The 18,255-nt window shown below is 68.0% G+C and carries 22 protein-coding genes; 4 read left to right on the forward strand and 18 right to left on the reverse strand.

The genetic code is table 11. The features are described 5' to 3' along the window. Positions 1–45: 45 nt before the first annotated feature. Complete coding sequence (locus ACWD3H_RS09825) at positions 46–375, reverse strand: hypothetical protein (protein ID WP_355554569.1); 330 nt, start codon at positions 373–375, stop codon at positions 46–48. Between the two features lie 431 nt (positions 376–806). Between ACWD3H_RS09825 and ACWD3H_RS09830 the strand changes: the two genes are divergently transcribed. Continuing rightward, on the forward strand, positions 807–1,145 hold the full coding sequence (locus ACWD3H_RS09830) for a hypothetical protein (protein ID WP_350921894.1): 339 nt from the start codon (positions 807–809) through the stop codon (positions 1,143–1,145). A gap of 81 nt (positions 1,146–1,226) precedes the next feature. Here the strand turns inward: ACWD3H_RS09830 and ACWD3H_RS09835 are convergent, their stop codons facing one another. Further along, positions 1,227–2,030, reverse strand: coding sequence for an SAM-dependent methyltransferase (locus ACWD3H_RS09835; RefSeq protein WP_451954651.1), 804 nt, complete (start codon positions 2,028–2,030; stop codon positions 1,227–1,229). Between the two features lie 228 nt (positions 2,031–2,258). Here ACWD3H_RS09835 and ACWD3H_RS09840 point away from each other — a divergent pair, with 228 nt between their 5' ends. Both ACWD3H_RS09840 and lepB read left to right on the forward strand, forming a co-directional pair. Beyond that, the gene (locus ACWD3H_RS09840; RefSeq protein ID WP_451954652.1) at positions 2,259–3,002 is read left to right on the forward strand and encodes a hypothetical protein; all 744 of its coding nucleotides are present in this window, start codon (positions 2,259–2,261) and stop codon (positions 3,000–3,002) included. 383 nt (positions 3,003–3,385) lie between these two features. After that, on the forward strand, positions 3,386–3,988 hold the full coding sequence (gene lepB / locus ACWD3H_RS09845) for a signal peptidase I (protein ID WP_355554561.1): 603 nt from the start codon (positions 3,386–3,388) through the stop codon (positions 3,986–3,988). A gap of 221 nt (positions 3,989–4,209) precedes the next feature. Here the strand turns inward: lepB and ACWD3H_RS09850 are convergent, their stop codons facing one another. From ACWD3H_RS09850 to ACWD3H_RS09885, 8 genes are all read right to left on the reverse strand, one after another. Continuing rightward, positions 4,210–5,100 carry a phosphotransferase gene (locus tag ACWD3H_RS09850; RefSeq protein ID WP_451954653.1) on the reverse strand — a complete coding sequence of 297 codons (891 nt, stop codon included), beginning with the start codon at positions 5,098–5,100 and terminating at the stop codon, positions 4,210–4,212. A gap of 37 nt (positions 5,101–5,137) precedes the next feature. Next, positions 5,138–5,599 (reverse strand): glycine-rich domain-containing protein, encoded by a 462-nt coding sequence (locus ACWD3H_RS09855; protein WP_451954654.1) that lies wholly within the window; start codon positions 5,597–5,599, stop codon positions 5,138–5,140. A 161-nt stretch (positions 5,600–5,760) separates the two neighbouring features. Then, positions 5,761–6,609, reverse strand: a complete 849-nt coding sequence (locus tag ACWD3H_RS09860; protein WP_451954655.1) for a DUF5753 domain-containing protein — start codon at positions 6,607–6,609, stop codon at positions 5,761–5,763. A gap of 13 nt (positions 6,610–6,622) precedes the next feature. Continuing rightward, on the reverse strand, positions 6,623–7,135 hold the full coding sequence (locus ACWD3H_RS09865; RefSeq protein ID WP_451954656.1) for a DUF6879 family protein: 513 nt from the start codon (positions 7,133–7,135) through the stop codon (positions 6,623–6,625). Then, entirely contained in the window at positions 7,110–7,352 is a 243-nt protein-coding gene (locus ACWD3H_RS09870) for a hypothetical protein (protein WP_355554552.1), read from the reverse strand. The genes ACWD3H_RS09865 and ACWD3H_RS09870 overlap by 26 nt, the downstream gene beginning before the upstream one ends. Positions 7,353–7,528: 176 nt before the next feature. After that, on the reverse strand, positions 7,529–7,738 hold the full coding sequence (locus ACWD3H_RS09875; RefSeq protein ID WP_355554550.1) for a DUF397 domain-containing protein: 210 nt from the start codon (positions 7,736–7,738) through the stop codon (positions 7,529–7,531). Positions 7,739–7,809: 71 nt separating this feature from the next. Then, positions 7,810–8,013 (reverse strand): DUF397 domain-containing protein, encoded by a 204-nt coding sequence (locus ACWD3H_RS09880; RefSeq protein WP_451954657.1) that lies wholly within the window; start codon positions 8,011–8,013, stop codon positions 7,810–7,812. Positions 8,014–8,038: 25 nt separating this feature from the next. Beyond that, positions 8,039–8,866 (reverse strand): helix-turn-helix domain-containing protein, encoded by an 828-nt coding sequence (locus ACWD3H_RS09885; RefSeq protein ID WP_451954658.1) that lies wholly within the window; start codon positions 8,864–8,866, stop codon positions 8,039–8,041. 877 nt (positions 8,867–9,743) lie between these two features. Between ACWD3H_RS09885 and ACWD3H_RS09890 the strand changes: the two genes are divergently transcribed. Further along, positions 9,744–10,766: an ATP-binding protein gene (locus tag ACWD3H_RS09890; RefSeq protein WP_451954659.1), complete on the forward strand. Its 1,023-nt coding sequence runs from the start codon at positions 9,744–9,746 to the stop codon at positions 10,764–10,766. Positions 10,767–10,933: 167 nt separating this feature from the next. Here ACWD3H_RS09890 and ACWD3H_RS09895 read toward each other — a convergent pair whose 3' ends face one another. From ACWD3H_RS09895 to ACWD3H_RS09930, 8 genes are all read right to left on the reverse strand, one after another. Then, on the reverse strand, positions 10,934–11,824 hold the full coding sequence (locus ACWD3H_RS09895) for an ABC transporter substrate-binding protein (protein WP_451954660.1): 891 nt from the start codon (positions 11,822–11,824) through the stop codon (positions 10,934–10,936). After that, on the reverse strand, positions 11,824–12,936 hold the full coding sequence (locus ACWD3H_RS09900) for an LLM class flavin-dependent oxidoreductase (RefSeq protein WP_451954661.1): 1,113 nt from the start codon (positions 12,934–12,936) through the stop codon (positions 11,824–11,826). Before ACWD3H_RS09900 ends, ACWD3H_RS09895 begins: the two co-directional genes overlap by 1 nt. Then, the gene (locus tag ACWD3H_RS09905; RefSeq protein ID WP_451954662.1) at positions 12,926–13,804 is read right to left on the reverse strand and encodes an LLM class flavin-dependent oxidoreductase; all 879 of its coding nucleotides are present in this window, start codon (positions 13,802–13,804) and stop codon (positions 12,926–12,928) included. Before ACWD3H_RS09905 ends, ACWD3H_RS09900 begins: the two co-directional genes overlap by 11 nt. Before the next feature lie 207 nt (positions 13,805–14,011). Continuing rightward, positions 14,012–14,656, reverse strand: coding sequence for a hypothetical protein (locus ACWD3H_RS09910; RefSeq protein ID WP_451954663.1), 645 nt, complete (start codon positions 14,654–14,656; stop codon positions 14,012–14,014). Next, positions 14,653–15,375 (reverse strand): ABC transporter ATP-binding protein, encoded by a 723-nt coding sequence (locus ACWD3H_RS09915; protein ID WP_355554536.1) that lies wholly within the window; start codon positions 15,373–15,375, stop codon positions 14,653–14,655. Before ACWD3H_RS09915 ends, ACWD3H_RS09910 begins: the two co-directional genes overlap by 4 nt. Further along, positions 15,372–16,205 (reverse strand): ABC transporter permease, encoded by an 834-nt coding sequence (locus ACWD3H_RS09920; protein ID WP_355554534.1) that lies wholly within the window; start codon positions 16,203–16,205, stop codon positions 15,372–15,374. Before ACWD3H_RS09920 ends, ACWD3H_RS09915 begins: the two co-directional genes overlap by 4 nt. After that, complete coding sequence (locus tag ACWD3H_RS09925) at positions 16,202–17,218, reverse strand: ABC transporter substrate-binding protein (protein WP_451954664.1); 1,017 nt, start codon at positions 17,216–17,218, stop codon at positions 16,202–16,204. The genes ACWD3H_RS09920 and ACWD3H_RS09925 overlap by 4 nt, the downstream gene beginning before the upstream one ends. Continuing rightward, positions 17,211–18,200 (reverse strand): ABC transporter substrate-binding protein, encoded by a 990-nt coding sequence (locus ACWD3H_RS09930; protein WP_451954665.1) that lies wholly within the window; start codon positions 18,198–18,200, stop codon positions 17,211–17,213. Before ACWD3H_RS09930 ends, ACWD3H_RS09925 begins: the two co-directional genes overlap by 8 nt. Positions 18,201–18,255 lie beyond the last annotated feature (55 nt).

Consider the following 18,255-nt stretch of genomic DNA (forward strand, 5'->3'; position numbering starts at 1 on the left):
GTGGAAGCAAACGCCTCCACGCCCTTTTCTTGGTGTTCGTTGCCCCTAGCAGTGTCGGGCGCGGGCGTGTTTGTACCCCAACTCGAATCCGCGCTTGTATTCCGCGGAACCGCTAGGGGTTTTGCTGCTCACGCCGCTCTTGCAGGAGCGCTCACCGGCTTTGTACCCGACCGCGTACCCCTTCTTGCAGCTCTTGTCCTTCTGGCATGACTTGGTCGGGGATGGGGCCGCCGTCGCGTTGTGCGAGGGGCTGCCTGCTACCGCCTCCGGGTTGGTCGGGGTCGCGCCCGCCATGCCCGCCAGGCCGCCGATCAGCACGACACTCGTTGCGCCGACCGCGATCGTCTGAAGGATTCGGTTGGACATGGTGCTCATCTCCTTTGCCGATCGAGCGGTGCCGTCGTGCCGGCCGAGGCCGGACCACGGGACCGCGACATTCTCAGCGGGAGAGTGATACCCGACATTCGCTGACAAAAGCATATAAAACGGACTCTTTATTTCAAACCTGTAATCATCGTAAAAAAATTATTCGGCAGGAATCTGGGATTCATTGTTGAACGGATGAACTCCGGGGGACACGCAAGTCTTTCAGACCCCACTCGACGAGCGGCACGCACGGTTTGAGGGGGGCGGCGGGGCAACCCGTCGCTCCCCCTCAGGTGCCTGAACGGGCCACCCCAGGCTTGACGGTGCCCCGGCGGCCAAGATCCTTTATGTGATGAAAACAGGGATGCACGGAGAGGAAGGCCGCTCTACTCTCGGTTCCGCTGACGTTCTTGAACGGTTGGACGGAACGGGAGGAACCCATGGAGAACGCGGCAGAGGCCCGTGCCGACGAGCGTGCCAGGATCGTCGCGGACCTGCGCCGCGCGGCCGAGGGCTACCGCTCCTACGCTGCCTTCATCGAGGAGATCACGGACCCGTCGACGCCGTGCGATCTGAGCGACAGTCTGCCGGTCGTGCAGGCGGAGGCCGAGATGCTGGAGAACGCCGCGAAGGTCGCCGAAGGCGATCGCCGGGCGCTGGCGAGGCTCATCCCGCCCGTCCTGCAGACGGACGAGGACGTCGCCGCGCTCGCTTCCTCTCCCGAGGACGCCGAGGTGCACAGGCGAATCCGTGACCATGCCGTCCAGACGCAGGAATGATCTTTCGTGACCGATGAAGCATCCGGGCAGGAAGCTCGTGCTCTCGCCCGGCACATCACGCGGGTCAGGAGGGTGTGACCGTCAGGGCTTGCGGCCTACTCCGACGTAGCCGATCGAGGTGTTCCGCTCGCCGAACAGGGGCGGATCGACAGGGCGCCAGTCCTTGGGGAACACCAGGCCGGGTTCGACCAGCTCGTAGCCGTCGAAGAAGCGGGAGATCTCCGCGTGCGTGCGCAGGCTCAGCGCCTCGGTGGCACGGTTGTAGATCTCCAGAGCCTCCGGCGTGGTGTCGGGCTTGGCATCGATCGCGTGACTGAGAACGAGGTGGCTGCCCGGCGCGCTCGCCTCGTGGAGCCGCTGGATGATCTGGTAGGCGCCCGCGCCGTCGGGGTTCTCGTCCGGGATGAAGTGCAGAATGGCCAGCAACAGGAACGCCACGGGCCGGTCGAAGTCGACGTGCTCGCGCAATTCGGCCAGCAGCGTCTCCGGGGCACGCGCGTCGGCCTGCACGATGGTGACGTTGTCGCCGTTCGCCAGGAGCGCCCGGCTGTGCGCGCACACGATGGGGTCGTAGTCCACGTAGACCACGCGGGTGTCGGGCGCGACCGCGTGCGCGATCTCGTGGGTGTTGCCCCGCGTGGGTAGCCCGGAGCCCAGATCCACGATCTGCCGGATGCCCGACTCGACCAGATGGCGTACGGCACGTGCGAGGAACGCCCGGTTCTCCCTCGCGGAGTCGCGGGTCTCGGGAAAGAGCTTCAGAATCTGCTCGGCTGCGGCCCGGTCGGCGGCGAAATTGTCCTTGCCGTCCAGGTAGTAGTCGTACATCCGGGCGACATTGGGCACGTTCGGGTCGACCCCGGCCGGCGTAGCCTGATCATCCACACTTTCTCCTGATTTTTCGGCATCCGTCCGGAATTGATCTTAGAGAGTCTGCCGCACGTTGGCAGCAGGATGAGGCCATCGATGTGGGGCTTCGGCGGCGGACGCCGCCGGGACCGGTGAACAGCCCAAACGGCCTGCCCTCCCGGTCGGGTTTGATCCCTCCGGTGATGTGCCGGTCATCCTCGCGAGTGACGTCACGGCCCTGTCCCTGTTGTCACGATCTGGTCTGTGGCAACAGAGGCGGCTTTACGGGCGGGTTGGTGGCGGGTCGTCGGGAGGGGGGTGCTGTTCCTGGCGGCGATAGCCGCTTCCTGGTGGCTCGTCGGTATCATCTTCGCCCTCGGCTCAGGATGGTCGTTTCTGGGCGGGTTGCTCGGCCTCGCCCTGGTCGGCTGTGCCCTGGTGGTGCTGGACGAGATCTCCGAGGACGTTCCCTGGGCGCTCTGGGGGACACTTCCGTTCCTCGCCGTACTGGTGTTTTTCGGCATGTTCCTACCGGGCGACTACTACCTGAGCACCTTCGGTGAACCGGTGACCACGACCGTGGCAGAGCGGACATGGGTCGAGGGCCGGAGGTCGAACAGTGACTATTACCGATATGTCCTGCGGGGACCGGACGGTCGACTCCTTGAGGAGGTAATCAAGGACTACAGGAACGAGCCGCCACTGGAGATCGGGGCGCCGGTCGAGATGCTGGTGGATCCCCGGGGCGTGTTCGAGGCCAGAGAGCCGCAGGAACTGGGATCGTTCACCTTCCTCTGGGTCCCGGCGGCCGGGGTGGTGCTGATGACGATCGTGCTCAGCGTGATGGGTGAGCTGCGACGCCGGACCATGCTTCCCAAGGGTTCAGGCGCTTCGAAAGCCGATGACTCCGAAAGGCCTCCGACAAAGCGCGGTTCCGGGAACCCCGCCGAGTCCGACAGACCCGAACGAGCGAACGACTCCAGAAGATCCAACAAGCGAAGAGGTTAGAGCCCCCACTGCGGCGGCATGGCCCTCGTTTCCCGGCGCCACGCCCACTGGCTGGGGAGACTCATGCACCACCTCCGTGGGCACAACCCGTCTCAACGGCTGGTAACGCGTAATGGCGATGAGTTCGCCAGAGGCACCGAAGCTCGAAACCCGGCTCTGTTGTCGACGTGGCCGACGGCGTGCGGCACCGTGACCAGGCCGTCGACGAACGCGGTGATCTTGTGGTGGGAAGCGGTAGTTTTCATATGAAAAGTGCCTCGTGGACTGGTGTGGACAGGGCCTTCGACAAGCCCTGTCCTCCCAGGTCGTAGGAACTTTTCTGAGGTAGACGATCAAGCCCGGCGAAATTCACCGCGAAAGCCCGAAGCCGATGGAGGCATCTCATGACCGCCGGGTCCGAGAACAAGCAGAACAAGTCCTCCCGCAAGGGTGGCGTGCGCGAGAGCCTGTTCCTGTTGGTTTGCGGCGTCGTGGTGGCGGTGCTGCTGCAGCTTTTCGTCTTCCGGCTGTTCTGGATCCCGTCGGAGTCCATGGAGAACACCCTGCGCGAGGGCGACGGCGTGGTCGTCAACAAGCTGCACGGTGCGACCGAGCGTGGTGACCTGGTGGTCTTCAAGGGCTGGAACGGCGAGGACACCATCAAGCGGGTCATCGCGATCGGTAGCGACACCGTCAAGTGCTGCGACGCCAAGAAGAGGATCACCGTGAACGGGGTCCCGCTCGACGAGAAGGACTACCTCCACCCCGACGACTTCCCTTCAGGGGAGGAGTTCGAGAAGGTCGTTCCCGAGGGCCGCCTGTGGGTCATGGGCGACCACCGCTCGGCCTCTCAGGACTCCCGCAGCCACGAGGAGCAGGAAGGCGAGGGAACGATCGCGGAGGCCGACGTGATCGGCCGTGCCATGGCGATCTTCTGGCCCTTCTCCCGGGTGGCCGTCCTCTCGACGCCGGACACGTTCACCCAGGCGTTCACCGAAGACAGATAACTGCACCTTGTCATCCCTGGGCGATGGTCTGCCTGGTCACAGCATGATCGCACCAGGTCCACAGGATCCACGGCGCGGGACCACACGGTCACGGCCGTCCCATTCGTGTCGCGGTACGACGTGGACCACATACGATCGTGCCTCTGACCAGAGGTGGTTGAGGTGGCGCGGTGTGTTTGCCGGGAAACCCGGTCCCTCGCCAGAGCCGGAGCAGCCTCGGATCAGCCGATCCGGTACTCCACCCAGTCGCGGCCCGCTGCGGCGGCACGTGCGCGCGAAGCGCGAATGTGCTCGGGGCCGTTGCGGGCGACGAACTCCCGGAACAGCGACCACACCGAGGCCAGCCCGGTCACCGCGGCCTCGGGCGCGGACTTCCACGCGGGTACCTGCTCGGCGGCCCGCTCGGCCTGCTCGGGCGTGTGGCCGGCAAGGATGAGCCGAGGGATCAGCAGGGCGGCCTCCACCCAGGCGGCGCCCTGGCAGGCCAGCCCCCAGTCGATGAGCCGGACACCGTCCACCCCGGCGAGAAGGTTGTCCTCGTGCAGATCGGCGTGGAGCATTGTGTCTCCGGCTATCGCGGCCCAGTCCAGGCCGGTGCGGGCGCTGCGATAGGCGGACAGACCCCGCAGGTCGGCGGGCGGGTCGGCCAGCAGCCTGTCGGCGCGGCGGGTCAGAAACTCCACGTTGTCGGTGACGGATGGCACTGCTGCGCCCGGGGTGGGGGTGAGCCTCTCGCCCAGCACGTGGACGATGTCGAGCACGTCGGGCAGGTCGGGTGAGCCCGGTGCGAAGTCGACGGCCCGCTTCACATCGACGTGCTCGAACATCAATGTGATCCACCCTGCGGTGTGCCCGCTCCACAACATGCGCGGAGCGGGCACCTCCTCGGGCAGTACGGCGCCAACGAGGCGCTCGCGCTGGTAGAGCGGCGCAGACGGCGACCCGTCGGGGATTGCCTTGACGAACACCCGCCCGGTGGGCGTGTCCAGCCGCGCGGCGAATCCAGCGGTGAGACCACCCGGCAGCGAGGTCACACGCTCGACCGGCCCGCAAGCAATCCCGACCGCGTCGCGAACCTCTGCGGGGAGGTTTTCCCATCCGTATCCGGTCATGTGCCGCACTGTACGCCGCTCCTGTCTCGTTGACGGGTTAGTTGCTGTCGGTGCAGCCCTGGTGACACTGGCTGCACTTGCCGGTGCCACTACCGCTGCAGGCGGCGGGATGAGCCCACAGATCAGAGATGACGGGCAGACCGAGTTCGCGCATGACGGTGGTGGTGGCCGCCGCATTGGATCCTGACGGGACGGAGATGTCAGGAGCGTCGGGGGCGTGATGGATGAACCTGCTGGCGACCCGCTGGCAGAACTCGGCGTACTCGCGGGTGTACATCAGGAAGGTGTGCCAGCCGATGTCGACGATGGCAGATGGTGCGAGCCTGGCGCTGGGACGTGCCCCGCATGCGACCAGGAACGAGAGTGCCTGCTCCATGATCTGCTCAGCCCGGTCGGCATGGGCAGGGTGGTCGGCTTTGATGCGCGCGGTCAGGCGGTCGAACAGTTCGGGGGTGATCAGGGGTCGGGTGTTGATCGGTCGGTCGGCGGTGATGGTCATTTCATGCCTTCCCAGTCGGTGGTGCCGTTGGCCTGCTCTCACCGGTGGCCGCTGCGGGCACGCCGTCGTTGCTGGGCTGACCGCTGCCCACTGAGGGTGAGGCGTCAATCACACAGGCATGCCCTGTGGCCACTCAACGAAGTGGTACGAACTTGCGCGGTTCAGCCGAGGGCACGGATCGCAGCCGTGATCAGGGCTCGCGCTTTGATCCCGTAGACCGCATTGGAGGCCAGTTCGCCGAACCCCTTCACGTACAGGGCGATCTCGCGGGGCTGGGTAACTGTCACGCCCGCTGACAGCAGTTCCACGAACACGCGCCTGTCGTCATAGATGGAAAACGTCTCCATCGTCCACAGTTTCCGGCGCGCGGTGAACGGGATGATCCCGAGTGAAATCGACGGCAGAGACATTCCCTCCAACAGGTGACCGAGTTGCTCGGCCATCGCGCCGTCATCCGCCACCCGGTCGCGTAGCACCGACTCCTCCATCAGCATGGCGAACCGATGGTCGCCTTCACGCAGGAGGCGACCACGGGCCAGCCGCGTGGCCACCGCCTCGTCGACATCACCCGGAGTTCCATGGAAGTCGGCGAAGCACGACAGCACGCTCCGCATGTAGCCAGACGTCTGTAGAGGCCAGGGAATGAACTGCGAGCTGTAGAAACGAAACAGCCGAGTCTGCTCGTACAGCGACACCCACATCTCCTGGAGTCGCTTCATGCCGCCGCGCTGGAGTCGCCTCCACTCCACGTACATGCTGTCCGCGTCGCGAGAGGCGGCGATCAGGTCGGTGGTCTCGCTTTCCGCGCCACAGACGCGGCACCAGATACGAATGTCCTCATCGCTGGGTGGCGTACGGGCGTGAATGAGCCGTGAGCATTTTGACTCGTCCCAGCCGGCTGCCGCTGCCAGTGCCCTGGCGCTGAGGCCGGAGTCGCGCAGGATCTCTCTGAGGCGGTTGGCGATGACCTGGCGTGCCTGCTGGGCGCTGGACGACGGAGAGGTGGACACGCGCGACGGTAGGTCAGGTGGGCCGATAGTCCGCGTGATCGACACCCCGCTCCCAGACGGCCTCGAACGCCGCCAGGCAGAGCTTGATCACGGCGGGATCATCGCAGAACGCATGACCAGCGGGCTCACCATCTCCGGAGAAGTAGGCGAACCGGATCAACCGCTCGTCGAACAACCAGAAGTCGTTGCCGGGTAGCGCCAGGTCAGAGGTCAGCCGCCGGGGAAGCCAGCGCACCTGCTCGCCTCCGGCGAGGTTGGCGTAGGGAGTGGCCGAGTGCTCATAGCGGATGTAGTCGCTCACCGGTTCCGACACGACCCGAGCCCGCCGTACGGCCACGCCCCGAGCGACCGCACCGCTGACCAACGTCACCCACGGGGCATCGAAGTCGGTGCGGTTGAAGTGGACGCCCTCACGCCAGGCGACGAATCCTGGGCTGGAGATGCCATAGTCGTCGCGCATCTCCAGGTGGAGCGCGGAACGATGGCACTCGCCGAACAGGTCATCGAACGTCGGTTCCGCCGTCACCGCACGCCTCCATGAGCAGGTCCCTCATCCGGGCTGGAATCCTGACGATCTTCTCATTTCTCGCGATCGGGCTGCGGGCCTCGACCTCGGCCAATTCGGCTGGATCATCCACCTCCCAGCCCTGGATCACGAAACTGCCGTCGGTGCCGTCCACCCAGACCGAAGGACAGCCACCGTGCTCGCTTCCTGGGTCGATGCCGATGAACCGCAGCGCCACGGTGGCCTCCCGCGTAGGTGGTATGTACGGACGATTCCAACCGGAGGTACACGCGCTCGACGCTAGGTAACGGCCTGCTGGACGAGCAACGAACTTGCGAGGACTTGCGCACGGGTCTCCTCGCCGAGGTCGTTGACCGCATTCATGGCACTCAGCAAGCCCGCGAAGGCCACCGGCTATCTCTGGTCGAACTCGCCGCTCTTCACGCCACTGATGAAAGCGCGCCACTCACCGGAAGCGAAGCTCAGCGTGGGGCCGCTGGGGTCCTTGCTGTCTCGTACGGCCCGGCCGCCGCTGGACAGGTTGGCTACCTCGACGCAGTTATCGGTGTTGGCTCCACTGAGAGTGCTCTTGTACCAGGTGAGGTTCTGAGTGCTTTGATCCATGGTGTTTCGTCTCTCTTGATTTACTCCGGGAGTGTCTCCAGATGATGGACTGGCTCTGCCGGTTGTTCGGGTCAGTCGAACTTGCCGTTTTTGATGTTGTCGGTGAATGACTGCCACTCGGTGTGGGTGAAGCTCAAGGTGGGACCGTTGGGGTCCTTGCTGTCCCGTACAGCCCGGCTGCCGCCAGGTAGGGCCGCTACTTCGACGCAGTTGTCGTTGTTAGCCCCGCTGAGGGTGCTCTTGCGCCAGGTGAGACCATGAGTGCTGCGGTCCACTGTGTTTCGCCTATCTCTTGAGGTGCTACACGAGCGTCGCCATGTGTCGAACTGATTCCTCTGGTGATAGAGCCAATGTCATCACATGACTGAAAATAAGGCTATATCTCTGGTAGTCCCTCTGCTGCTCAAGCCAGAGGCTTTCCGTCGTGGTCACTGTGTAGATGAGGCTCGGGTCGTCGAGGAAGTCCAGGATGACGAATGCCCCTTCCAGGGCGTGGTGAGCGCCAGCAGAGTCGGGAACCACCTGGATAGTGATGTTTGGTTTGGCAGCCATGTCGATGAGATGGCGAATCTGCTCACGCATCACCTCTGCCCCGCCGATCAACTTTCGCAACGCGGCCTCGTCGATCAGCGCCAACAGGGTTGGTGGATTCTCTCTGGTGAGAATTTCCTGACGCGCAAGTCTCGCCTGTACGTGGCGCTCTACGAGACCCTCGTTCAGAACCCGACCGGCTTGCCACACTGCTTTGGCATAACTCTCCGTCTGAAGCAGACCTGGGACAAGGATGACTTCCCATGTGCGGATGGCACTGGCGCCCGTTTCGAAGTCGGGCAGGCTGCCACGGAAGACGTCCTGGTACTTCTCCCACCAGCCGCGCTGGCGTGACTCCCTGGCGAGGGTGATCATCGCCTCGCGCTGGTCTTCGTCGGTGACACCGTAGAAGTCGAGCATCAGGCGGATGTCATGGACGCTGGGAAGCTTCCACTCGTTGCGCTCCATCCTCGATATCTTCGACGGCTCCCACTCCAGTCTTCTGGCGGCCTCGGTCACCGAGAGGCCGGCTTCCTGGCGGAGTTGGCGGAATGCCTGAGAAAGCCTCCGCCGCTTGACCGTAGGGCTGTTCACCATGCTGAGACCCCCTTGAGAATTGCCCGGTATGACCTCCGGTCAAAGTGGACAATTTATCGCACAATCACTTGTGCGTTGCGATTTATACTTTGCTCTGCCGGCATGCTAGTGGGCTTGAGGCGAGAAAGTGGGCGCATTGCGACAGTGGTAAGCGCTCGCCCCCGGGACCTGGGTAAACGTGTCCGAGTTGATGATATATCGACGATTAGCATATTTAATGCTACTTGCAGGTCGACAATTCGGACATGGGTTGCATTTTAGCCCTAAATCGACGGAAGGAATATCTGCTCTGATCGATGTGGAATAAGAGGGATGGTGACGTTAGTGATCCTGGTCTACCTATCCGGCCCAAGCGGTTGCGATGGTCGCATCCCGTCTTGTCTCCACTGAACCGACGCCAATAGGCGAGGCCGTCACGGTGCAGCAACACCGTGACGGCCTCTTGAACCGGACTCTGGAGGTCCAATTCCGTGATCGATTTTACAAGGGCGATCCGGGTCATCCGGATGCGCTTCAGCGGTGACCGGCCGCCGGCCCCGTTGGGGTGTCGGTGGTGTGGGCATTCGCCCTACGCGCACGACGACCGATGCCTGCCACACCGGCAGGCGCACGCCTACGAGCGGCCGACTCCCGCGCAGTTCCGGGCGAGGCTGGCGGAATGGTGGCGGCTGGGGTTCGCGGGGCGCCTGTCCGCCTCGGCGGAGGTACGCCCGCCGGGGGAGACACGGTCGTTTTCCGGTCACGGACGTCACGCCCGGCCTGTGGAGCCGGTGGTCGCCGGGTCGCTCGCGCCGTACGGGCGAGGTCGACCACCGGACGATCTCGCCTTGAGCGGGCGGAGGTCGTACCCGGGCATGCTGCGGCAAGGGAAGGCGGCGTGAGCGGGCGGCATCGGCGGGGAGAGCCCGTCGATCAGCGAGGCCCACGGCAGTGGGACCGCGAGCAGCGGGAGGTCGCGGCCCGGCTGGATCGGGCCGAGGCGGGCTGGCTGGTCATGTACGGGGTGGGCGGGCGCCGGTTCTACGCCATCGCCGCCGGATGGGTTCCCGAGCCGCTGGTTGTGCAGGCGGGTACGGCCGAGGAGTTGTGCGCGCTGATGCGCGAGACCGAAGAGGCGGAACCGGCGACGCCGTCCGGTGTGCGGCCAGCGCCGGAATCCCACCGGCAGGCGGAATCCCACGAGCAGGCGGAGTCCCACGGGCAGGCGGAATCCCGCACGCAGAAGGAATCCCACCGGCAGGCGGAAACCCACCGGCAGGCAGAAACCCAAGGGCAGGCGGAATTTCACCGGCACGAGCAAGGAGATCCGATGATCGCAGGCACCCCCGATGGCCTCCGGACCGTCTGCTGGGACGTTCCCCGTGACCCGACGACCGTCAGCGAGGCCCGCCGGATGACGCGCGACACCCTCACCGGCTGGGGCCTGCCGCCCGAATTCGCCGACGATGCGGTGCTGGTGGTCGGTGAGCTGGTAGCGAACGCCACGCTGTACGGCGAGGAACCGATCCGGCTCTCACTCTGGGGCATGCCCCAGGGAGTCTGCGTACGGGTCACCGATCACGGTTCCGAACGGCCCAGAAAGCTCAGTCTGGGCGAGGACGCCTCCCACGGGCGAGGGCTCGCGATCGTGGAGGCGCTGGCCGATCGGTGGGGTGTGATTCCGATGCCTGGCGGGATCGGCAAGACGGTCTGGGCCGCCCGGGGGACTTCCCACTCGGAGTCCGACGCGTCCCGCACCGTCGACTGCGCGGAGCTGGTTCCGTCCTCCGGAGTCCGTGAGGAGGCATCCATGGAAAAAGGGGCCCGTGCCCGAGCAGGGGCGTTCGTGCGATCCTCCTCCGTCATCGAGGCGGCGCTCATGGCATCCGCCCGGTTCCGTGCGGGCGACCTGCTCGCCTGATGTCCGGTATGGACTGTGATCCCGCGGCCGAGAAACCGGGACCGCCAGGGCGGCCTTCCCGATGCTCAGCGCAGGTGAGGAAGGCCGCACGGGGCCGCAGGATCAGCCCGCCGGTGAGGCCGGCAGGGGCGGAGGTGATGCGCCGGCTGCGGGATCACACCGGACGGTCAGCCCGTGACCAGTTTGCCGAGTTCGGGGAGTACCGCGTCGGTGACGGTGATCCTCTTCTCGATCAGCCCGTTGGCGTGGAAGAGGTCGGCGACGTGCTGCTGCTCGGCGATGAACTCCTCGCTGATCGGGTGCAGGCCCCACGGGCGGGTGCGCAGCGCGTGCTCCCAGGCGTCCAGGTCGCCGCCGTCGTCCTTGGCGAACAACTCCGCCGCCGCGCGGGGGTTCTGCCGGGTCCACTCGTCGGACTCCTGGAGCGCGGAGACGATCCTGGCCAGCTCCTCGGGCTGTTCGAGGGCGAAGTCGCGGCGGGTGAACCACAGGGAGCGGTGGCTGAACAGGCCGTCGGTGGCGACCAGTTCCCGGATGGATGCCCGCTGCTCGACCCCGGTGAGGTAGGGGTAGGAGCCCACCCACGCGTCGACCCCGCCGGACAGGAACAGCTCGGCGGCGTTGTCGTAGACGTCGACCGGGACGATGTCGCTCCAGCCAAGCCCGACCCGCTCCAGGGCGAGCAGCAGCAGCGTGGTCTGCCACGAGCCGTGCCCGAGGGCGACCCGCTTGCCCTTCAGGTCTTCCAGGCTCCGGATCGGTGAGTCGTCGAGGACGACCAGGCGGCCGTTCTCGATCCGGGGTTCGGAGATCGCGACGTAGACGACGTCGTGCCCCTTGGCCTGGGCGGTCACCGGGGGTGTGGCGCCGGTGCCGATGAAGTCGTAGCCGCCGTCGAACAGGTGGTCGCTGTGCACCGACGGCAGCGCCCTGGTGGGGTCGACCCGCTCGCCGGTCGGCAGGGAGCGCAGGTTCACCCACTCCACGTCGGGGAGTCCCCGGTGGCGCAGCACCCAGAGCGAGTTGTTCTGGGGGAAATATCCGACTCGGGTGGTCATCAGGTACGTCCTTTCAGGAGGGGGAGCACGTGCGTGCCCACCCGGTGTGCCTCTTCCAGGTGCGGGACTCCGGCGAGGATGAGGGCGTCCACGCCGAGCCCGATCAGTTCGTCGAGCCGTTCGGCGACCTGGTGGTAGTCGCCGACCAGGCCGAAGGCGGGGCCGTCGCGCAACTCGCTGAACCCGCCCCAGACGCCTGGCGAGACCTCCAGGTCGCGGAGGTCCCCGCCGGCCGAGGCGAGGAAGGACCGGCTGCGCCGCACGCCGACCGAGTCGCCGGAGCCGGACTCCCCGCCGGAGTCGCGGGGCACCCTGGCCGCCCAGCCCCGGCGGAGCTCGTCCCACGCCTCCTCCTCGGTCTCGCGGGCGAGCACGTCCACCCGGACCGCGAACTTCGGCGGGGTGTCGCTGTGCGCGCGGACCAGGTCGAACTTCTCCGCCAGCGCGGGGTACGGCTCCAGCCAGGACAGGTAGTGGTCGGCGTGCCGCCCGGCGGCGGCGATCGCGGCGGGGGAGGAGCCGGAGAAGAAGATCTCCGGGAACGGCTGCCCGGCCAGCTCCTCGGGCAGGCCCGCGTTCTCCACCTGGTAGAAGCGGCCGTGGTGGGTGTGGGAGCCGTGCCACACGCCCTTGAGCACGTCGAGGAACTCCGAGGTGCGCGCGTAGCGGTCGTCGTGGTCGATCCGGTCGCCCCACCAGAGCTGCGCGGGTCCGCCGCCGCCGGAGATGACGTTGTAGACCACCCGCCCGCCGGTGGCCCGCTGCAGGGTGGCGGTCATCCGGGCCGCCTGCACCGGGTGCAGGAACCCCGGCTGGAAGGCGATCATGAACCGGTAGGAGCGGGTCTCCCGGGCCAGGGTGGCCGCCGCGGCCCACGGGTCGTCGGTGTGCGGGAAGGACGGCAGCAGCCCGCCGACGAAGCCGGAGTCCTCGGCCGCCCTGGCCACCTCGGCCATGTAGTCGACGTGGCTGTAGCCGTCGGGGGCGCCGTCCCTGACTCCCGGCGCGAGGGCGCCCGGCAGGTCGGCGAAGCCGCCGCGGCTGCCGCCCCTGCGGCGCAGCGAGGGCTGGTCGCCCTCCATGTGGATGCGCCAGTAGATGTCAACCGGCATGGGTGCTCTCCTTCAACAACGGCAGCAGGTGCTCGCCCAGCCGGTAGGTCTCCTCGGGGCGTGGCCCGGCCTCAAGGAAGAACTCCGAGACGCCCCGGTCGGCGTACTCCCCGATCGCGGCGGCCACGGCGGCGTAGCAGCCGGTCAGCCCGGTGAAGCCGGTACGGCGGGCCGCCGCCAGCGCCTCGTCGTCGTCCTCGCGGGCCAGCACCGGCAGCCGCAGACCGTACGCCGGTCCGGGCAACCGCTCGGTCAGGGTCTCCAGGTCGTCCTGCGGTGAGAAGACGTGCACGTCGGCGTGGCGGGCGGAGAGCTCAAGCGCCTCCGGCGAGGTGCCGCCGAGGTAGACGGTCGGGAAGGCCCGTCCGGAGAGCGGGGCCGCGAAGCCGCCCCCGGCCACCTGGTAGAAGCGGCCCCGGTACTCGAAGTCCCCCTGCCAGACGCCCTTGGCGACGGTGAGGAACTCCTCGGCCCGCGCGTACCGGTCGGCTCCGGTGAGGAAGTCCCCCTGGGCCCTGGCCACCGCGGGATCGAGGTCCACCGCGAGCCGCCAGCCGAGCCGGTCGGCGGAGAAGCGCTGCAGCGAGGCCGAGAACTTGGCCAGGTAGACCGGGGTGGCGATGCCCGGGGGGAACTCCGCGATCACCCGCAGGTGGCGTGAGTCGCGCAGCACCCCGGCGGCCAGCACCAGCGACTCCTGCCCCTCGGGATCGAAGGGCACCAGCGCGCCGGACAGCCCCGCCAGCTCGGCGGCCCGGCCCGCCGGTCCCGCCGGATCCGAGCGGGCGGGCCGTACGTCGGTGACGAAGCCGGGCAGCACCGGCCGGGCGGCGCTCCGGGTGGGCAGCGTGACGTTGAACCTGGCCATCACGCCACCGCGCCGGGCGGAACGTCGTGCGTTCGCGTCACTGTGCTGAGTGGCACGCGGTGCGCCCCTGGCACCGCGCCGAGTGGAACGTCGTGCGTCCGTGGCACCGTGCCAGGGGAAACGTCGTGTGCCCATGCCACTGTGCCGGGGCGCCGTGCCGCGTGGGAGCGTTCTCGCGGACTGGCCGGAATCGATGGGACAGCCATGTCAGATCTTTCCTAGAGGCTCGGCGGAGACGGGAAAAGGCAGCGCGGGGAGGGTGAACTCCTGCCCGGTCTCCTTCAGGAACTCGGGCGGCGGCGGGTAGCGCGGGGGAGTCGCGTCGGCGGGCAGCAGGCTGTGCCAGGGCTCCCGCGCGTCGAACTCGTCCCGGATCGCCGCCAGCGTCTCCGGCTGCTCGACCAGGGCGACCGCGGTGGCCGCCAGGTAGCGGGCGGCGGCCAGCAACCCCTGGTGGGCGATGGCCGCGCCCGCCGACGCCGCCGCCAGCGCGTTGTGCCCGCAGCTGTGCCCCGGGCCGTACGCGGGGCCGTAGAGCGGGTCGCCCGCGTAGCTGATCGGGTCGTGGTACGGCACGCCCGCGCGCTGGGACAGGCCGGGCAGCGCGTCGTACTCCACGTTGAACCCGAGCACGGGGCCGCGCCCGCCGCGGGTGGCGACGAAGGCCGCGGGGAATCCGGCGGTGCCCCACTCGATCGCGAAGCCGTACGAACGGAGCAGGTCCGCGGTGGCCGATGCCGAGCGCCACTCGCGGAGCGACGGTTCGGTGTACGACCAGATGGTGTCCGACAGGCCGGTCAGCACGGGCTCGTTCGCACCGATCCAGTTCAGCGCGGTTTTCTCCGTGCTCACCGCGCCACTCCCACGTGTCCGGGCTCCTTGGCGGAGACCCCGAGGTCGGCGAGCAGGCGGCGGCGGAGCGCCACGAAGTCGCCGTCCACCCGGTCGCGGGGGCGGTCCAGCTCGACGGTCAGGTCGGTGACGAACGCGCCCTCGCGGAGCACGACGATCCGGTCGGCGAGCAGGATGGCCTCCTCGACGTCGTGGGTGACCAGCACCACGGCGGGGCGGTGCCTGGCGCACAGTTCGGCGATCAGGTCCTGCATGTGCAGCCTGGTCAGCGCGTCGAGCGCGGCGAACGGCTCGTCGAGCAGCAGCAGCTCGGGCTCGCGGACCAGGGCGCGGGCCAGCGCGACCCGCTGCGCCTCGCCGCCGGACAGCGTCGCGGGCCAGGCGTCGGCGTGGCCGCTCAGGCCCACCTCGGCGAGTGCCGCCAGGCCCTTGGCGCGGGCGCCGCGGCCCTGCCCGAGGATCACGTTGGCCAGCGCGCGCTTGGAGGGGATCAGCCGAGGCTCCTGGAAGACGACGGTCCGCACCGGCGGGACCAGCACGGTCCCGCTCGTCGCGGCGTCCAGCCCGGCGAGGATCCGCAGCAGCGTCGTCTTGCCGGTGCCGCTGGCACCGAGCAGCGCGAGGAACTCACCGCGCCGTACCCGCAGGTCGATCCCGTCCAGTACGGCGCGGTCACCGAAGACCCTGCGCAGGCCCGTGGTCTGTACGGCCAGGCTCATCGGGCCGCCACCGCCTTCCGCCACGGCATGGTGAACCGCTCGGCCAGCCGGAGGATGACGTCGGCGGTCAGCCCGATCAGCGCGTAGAGGATGACGCAGAGGGCGAGGATGTCGGTGCGCAGGTAGTCGGTGGCCCTGGCCATCAGGTACCCCAGACCGGCGGTGACGTTGATCTCCTCGGCGGCGATCAGCGCGACCACGCTGAGCGTGGTCGACAGCCGCAGTCCGGCGAAGATCGAGGGCAGCGCGCCCGGCAGCACCACCTCCCTGGCGAGAGCGAGGCGGCCGAGCCCGAACGAGCGGGCGGCCTCCACGACCTTGCGGTCGACGTTGCGCACCCCGCTGGAGACGTTGATGTACATCGGGAAGGTGCAGGCCACGCTGATCAGCAGGATCTTGGAGGTCTCCTCGATCCCGAACCAGACCATGAACAGCGAGGTCAGCGCCAGGAACGGGATGGCACGCAGCGCCTGCATGGAGGAGTCGAGAAGCTCCTCGCCGAGCCTGCTCAGCCCGGACAGCACCCCGATGACCAGCCCGGCGGAGGCGCCGAGCAGCAGGCCGAGGCCCGCGCGGGTGAGCGAGACACCCAGTGCCTCCTGCATCTGCCCGTCGGCCCACAGCTCGCCGAAGGTTTTGACCACGTCCTGCGGACCGGCCAGCACGTCAGGGGTGATCACTCCTGATGCGGTTCCCGCGTACCAGAGCCCGACGAGCAGGACCGGGCCGAGGACGCGCAGGGCCAGGCTCGCCGCCGGATGGCGGCCGGTGTTCCTGGGCGGGTCTGGCGGGACGAGCCCCGCCGTTTCCTGTCCGGTCAGGACCGTCATGAGGCCGCGTCCGGCAGTGAGGTGACGTCGACGACGTACTGGGAGACATCCAGCGGGGCGGTGAGGACCTTCTGGTCGAGGAAGAACTTGGCGACCTCCTGGTACTTGGCGATCTCGGCGGCGGTCACCGGCTGGGCGGGCTTGCCCTGCTTCTGGATCTGGACCACCAGGTCCTGCTGGGCGCCGGTCACGGCCTGCGGCCCGGCGGAGGTGAAGACGTTGAGGTAGGCCGCCGGGTCGGCGTTCTCCTTGGCGGTGCCCTCCTCGATGAACGCGTACAGCGCCTTCAGCACCTCGGGGTGCTTGTCGATCAGGGTGTTGGCGGCGACGTAGATGACGTAGTTGTCCGACTTGATCTCCGCCCCGCTGGCCAGGATGCGGGCGTCCAGGCTGGTCACGGCCGGGATGAGGAAGGTGGAGAAGGTCGACCAGGCGTCCACCTTGCCGGAGCCGAAGACCGGCGCCGTCTGCGGCGGGGCCAGGTAGACCCGCTTGACCTTCTCGACCGGCACGTTGAACGTCTGCAGCGCCTTGAGGAGCAGGTACTCGCTGGTGCCGCCGTGGCCGACCGCCACGGTGTGCCCGGCGAGGTCGGCCACGGACTTGATCGGGGAGTCCTTCTTGACCACGATCCCCTCGCCCGCGAGGTCAGGCGGGACGGTGGCGAAGATCTTGAAGCTGGGCTTGACGGCCAGCGCCGTGACGCCCGAGGTGATCGAGCCGACGGCGATGTCGAGCGACCCGGCGTTGATGGCCTGCGCCGCCGGAGCGAAGACGGAGAAGTCTCCGGCCCACTGGACCTTCGCGTTCACCTTGGCCAGGGCGGCGTCGAGGCTGCCGTCCTTCTTCGCCACCGCCAGGAAGCCGCTGTTGCCCGGATCGGAGATCCGCACCACCACTGGCTCGGCCTTGGCATCCGGCGCGGCGGCGGCCGAGGTGTCCGCCGAGGGAGTGGAGCCGCACGCGACCAGCAGGGCGAGGGGGAGCGCGGCGGCCAGGGCGAGTCTACGCATGGGATTCTCCGTGGGATCGGGCATTGGCGAGCGGGGTGTGGTCGGCCCAGGTGGCGACGTCCACCGCCGACTCCAGGAAGCCGTGGCCGCGCAGGAACCGCTCCTGCTCGGCGAGCAACTCCAGGCGCTCCGCGGACAGGTCGAGGTGGAGGGAGGCGCCGGAGTGGTAGGCGCCGGCCACTCCCGCCGAGCCCGCGCCGGTCTCGGCGCCCAGGATCCTGGTGACGTCGGCCGGGTGGTCCGCGGCCCAGTCGGCCGCCCGCAGGAGCACCGCGAGGAACCGGGTGACCAGGTCGGGGCGCTCGTCGAGCAGCCGCTGGTGGACGGTGATGGGGCGCGGCGTCCCGTTGTTGATCCGCGCCCGCCGGTCGGGAACGGCGTCGAGGTCGACCGCCACCTCGGCGTTGTGGCGCAGGGCCGCCTCGACGGCGAGCGCGCCCTTGACATAGACCGCGTCGACCTCGCCGCGGGCCAGGGCGGCCAGCTCGGCCTCCCACTGGCCGCCGTCCGGGGTGGCCTCGACGTCCACCGGGTCCGCGTCGCCCAGGTCGAGTCCGGCCAGGGAGAGTGCACCCCGGAAGCCCTGTAGCGCCATGGCCCGCCAGAAGTCGATGGCGAGGCGGTGCCGGGGGACGGCCAGACGTAGACCCTTGAGCTGCTCCGGGCTCTCCAGACCACTGCCGCCGCGGACCAGGATGACCTGGCGCTCCTCGATCCAGGTCAGGCCGATGAGCCGGGTGGCCTCGCCGCGCGAGCGGGCCCAGAGCGCGGGGACGTTCCCGCCCTCGCGGAACAGGCCGGTCAGCTCGTGGGTGAAGTGGTGGTCGGCGGAGACGTCGGCCGTCGCGTCCTGCAGGGACCGGACGCCGATCCCGTCGGGTGCGAACTCCTCGGTGAGCCAGCCCCGGTTGGCGGCGACACCGGTCGCGGTGGGCACCGGACACCGGGTGAACCAGATCGTGTCTGGCGCAGCTGTGGTCATGCGAAAGAGTTTGCTAGTAAATTGGTAGGAAATGCAAAGTATGTCCCGCGATGCG

The sequence above is a fragment of the Streptosporangium sp. NPDC002607 genome, from assembly GCF_053592655.1.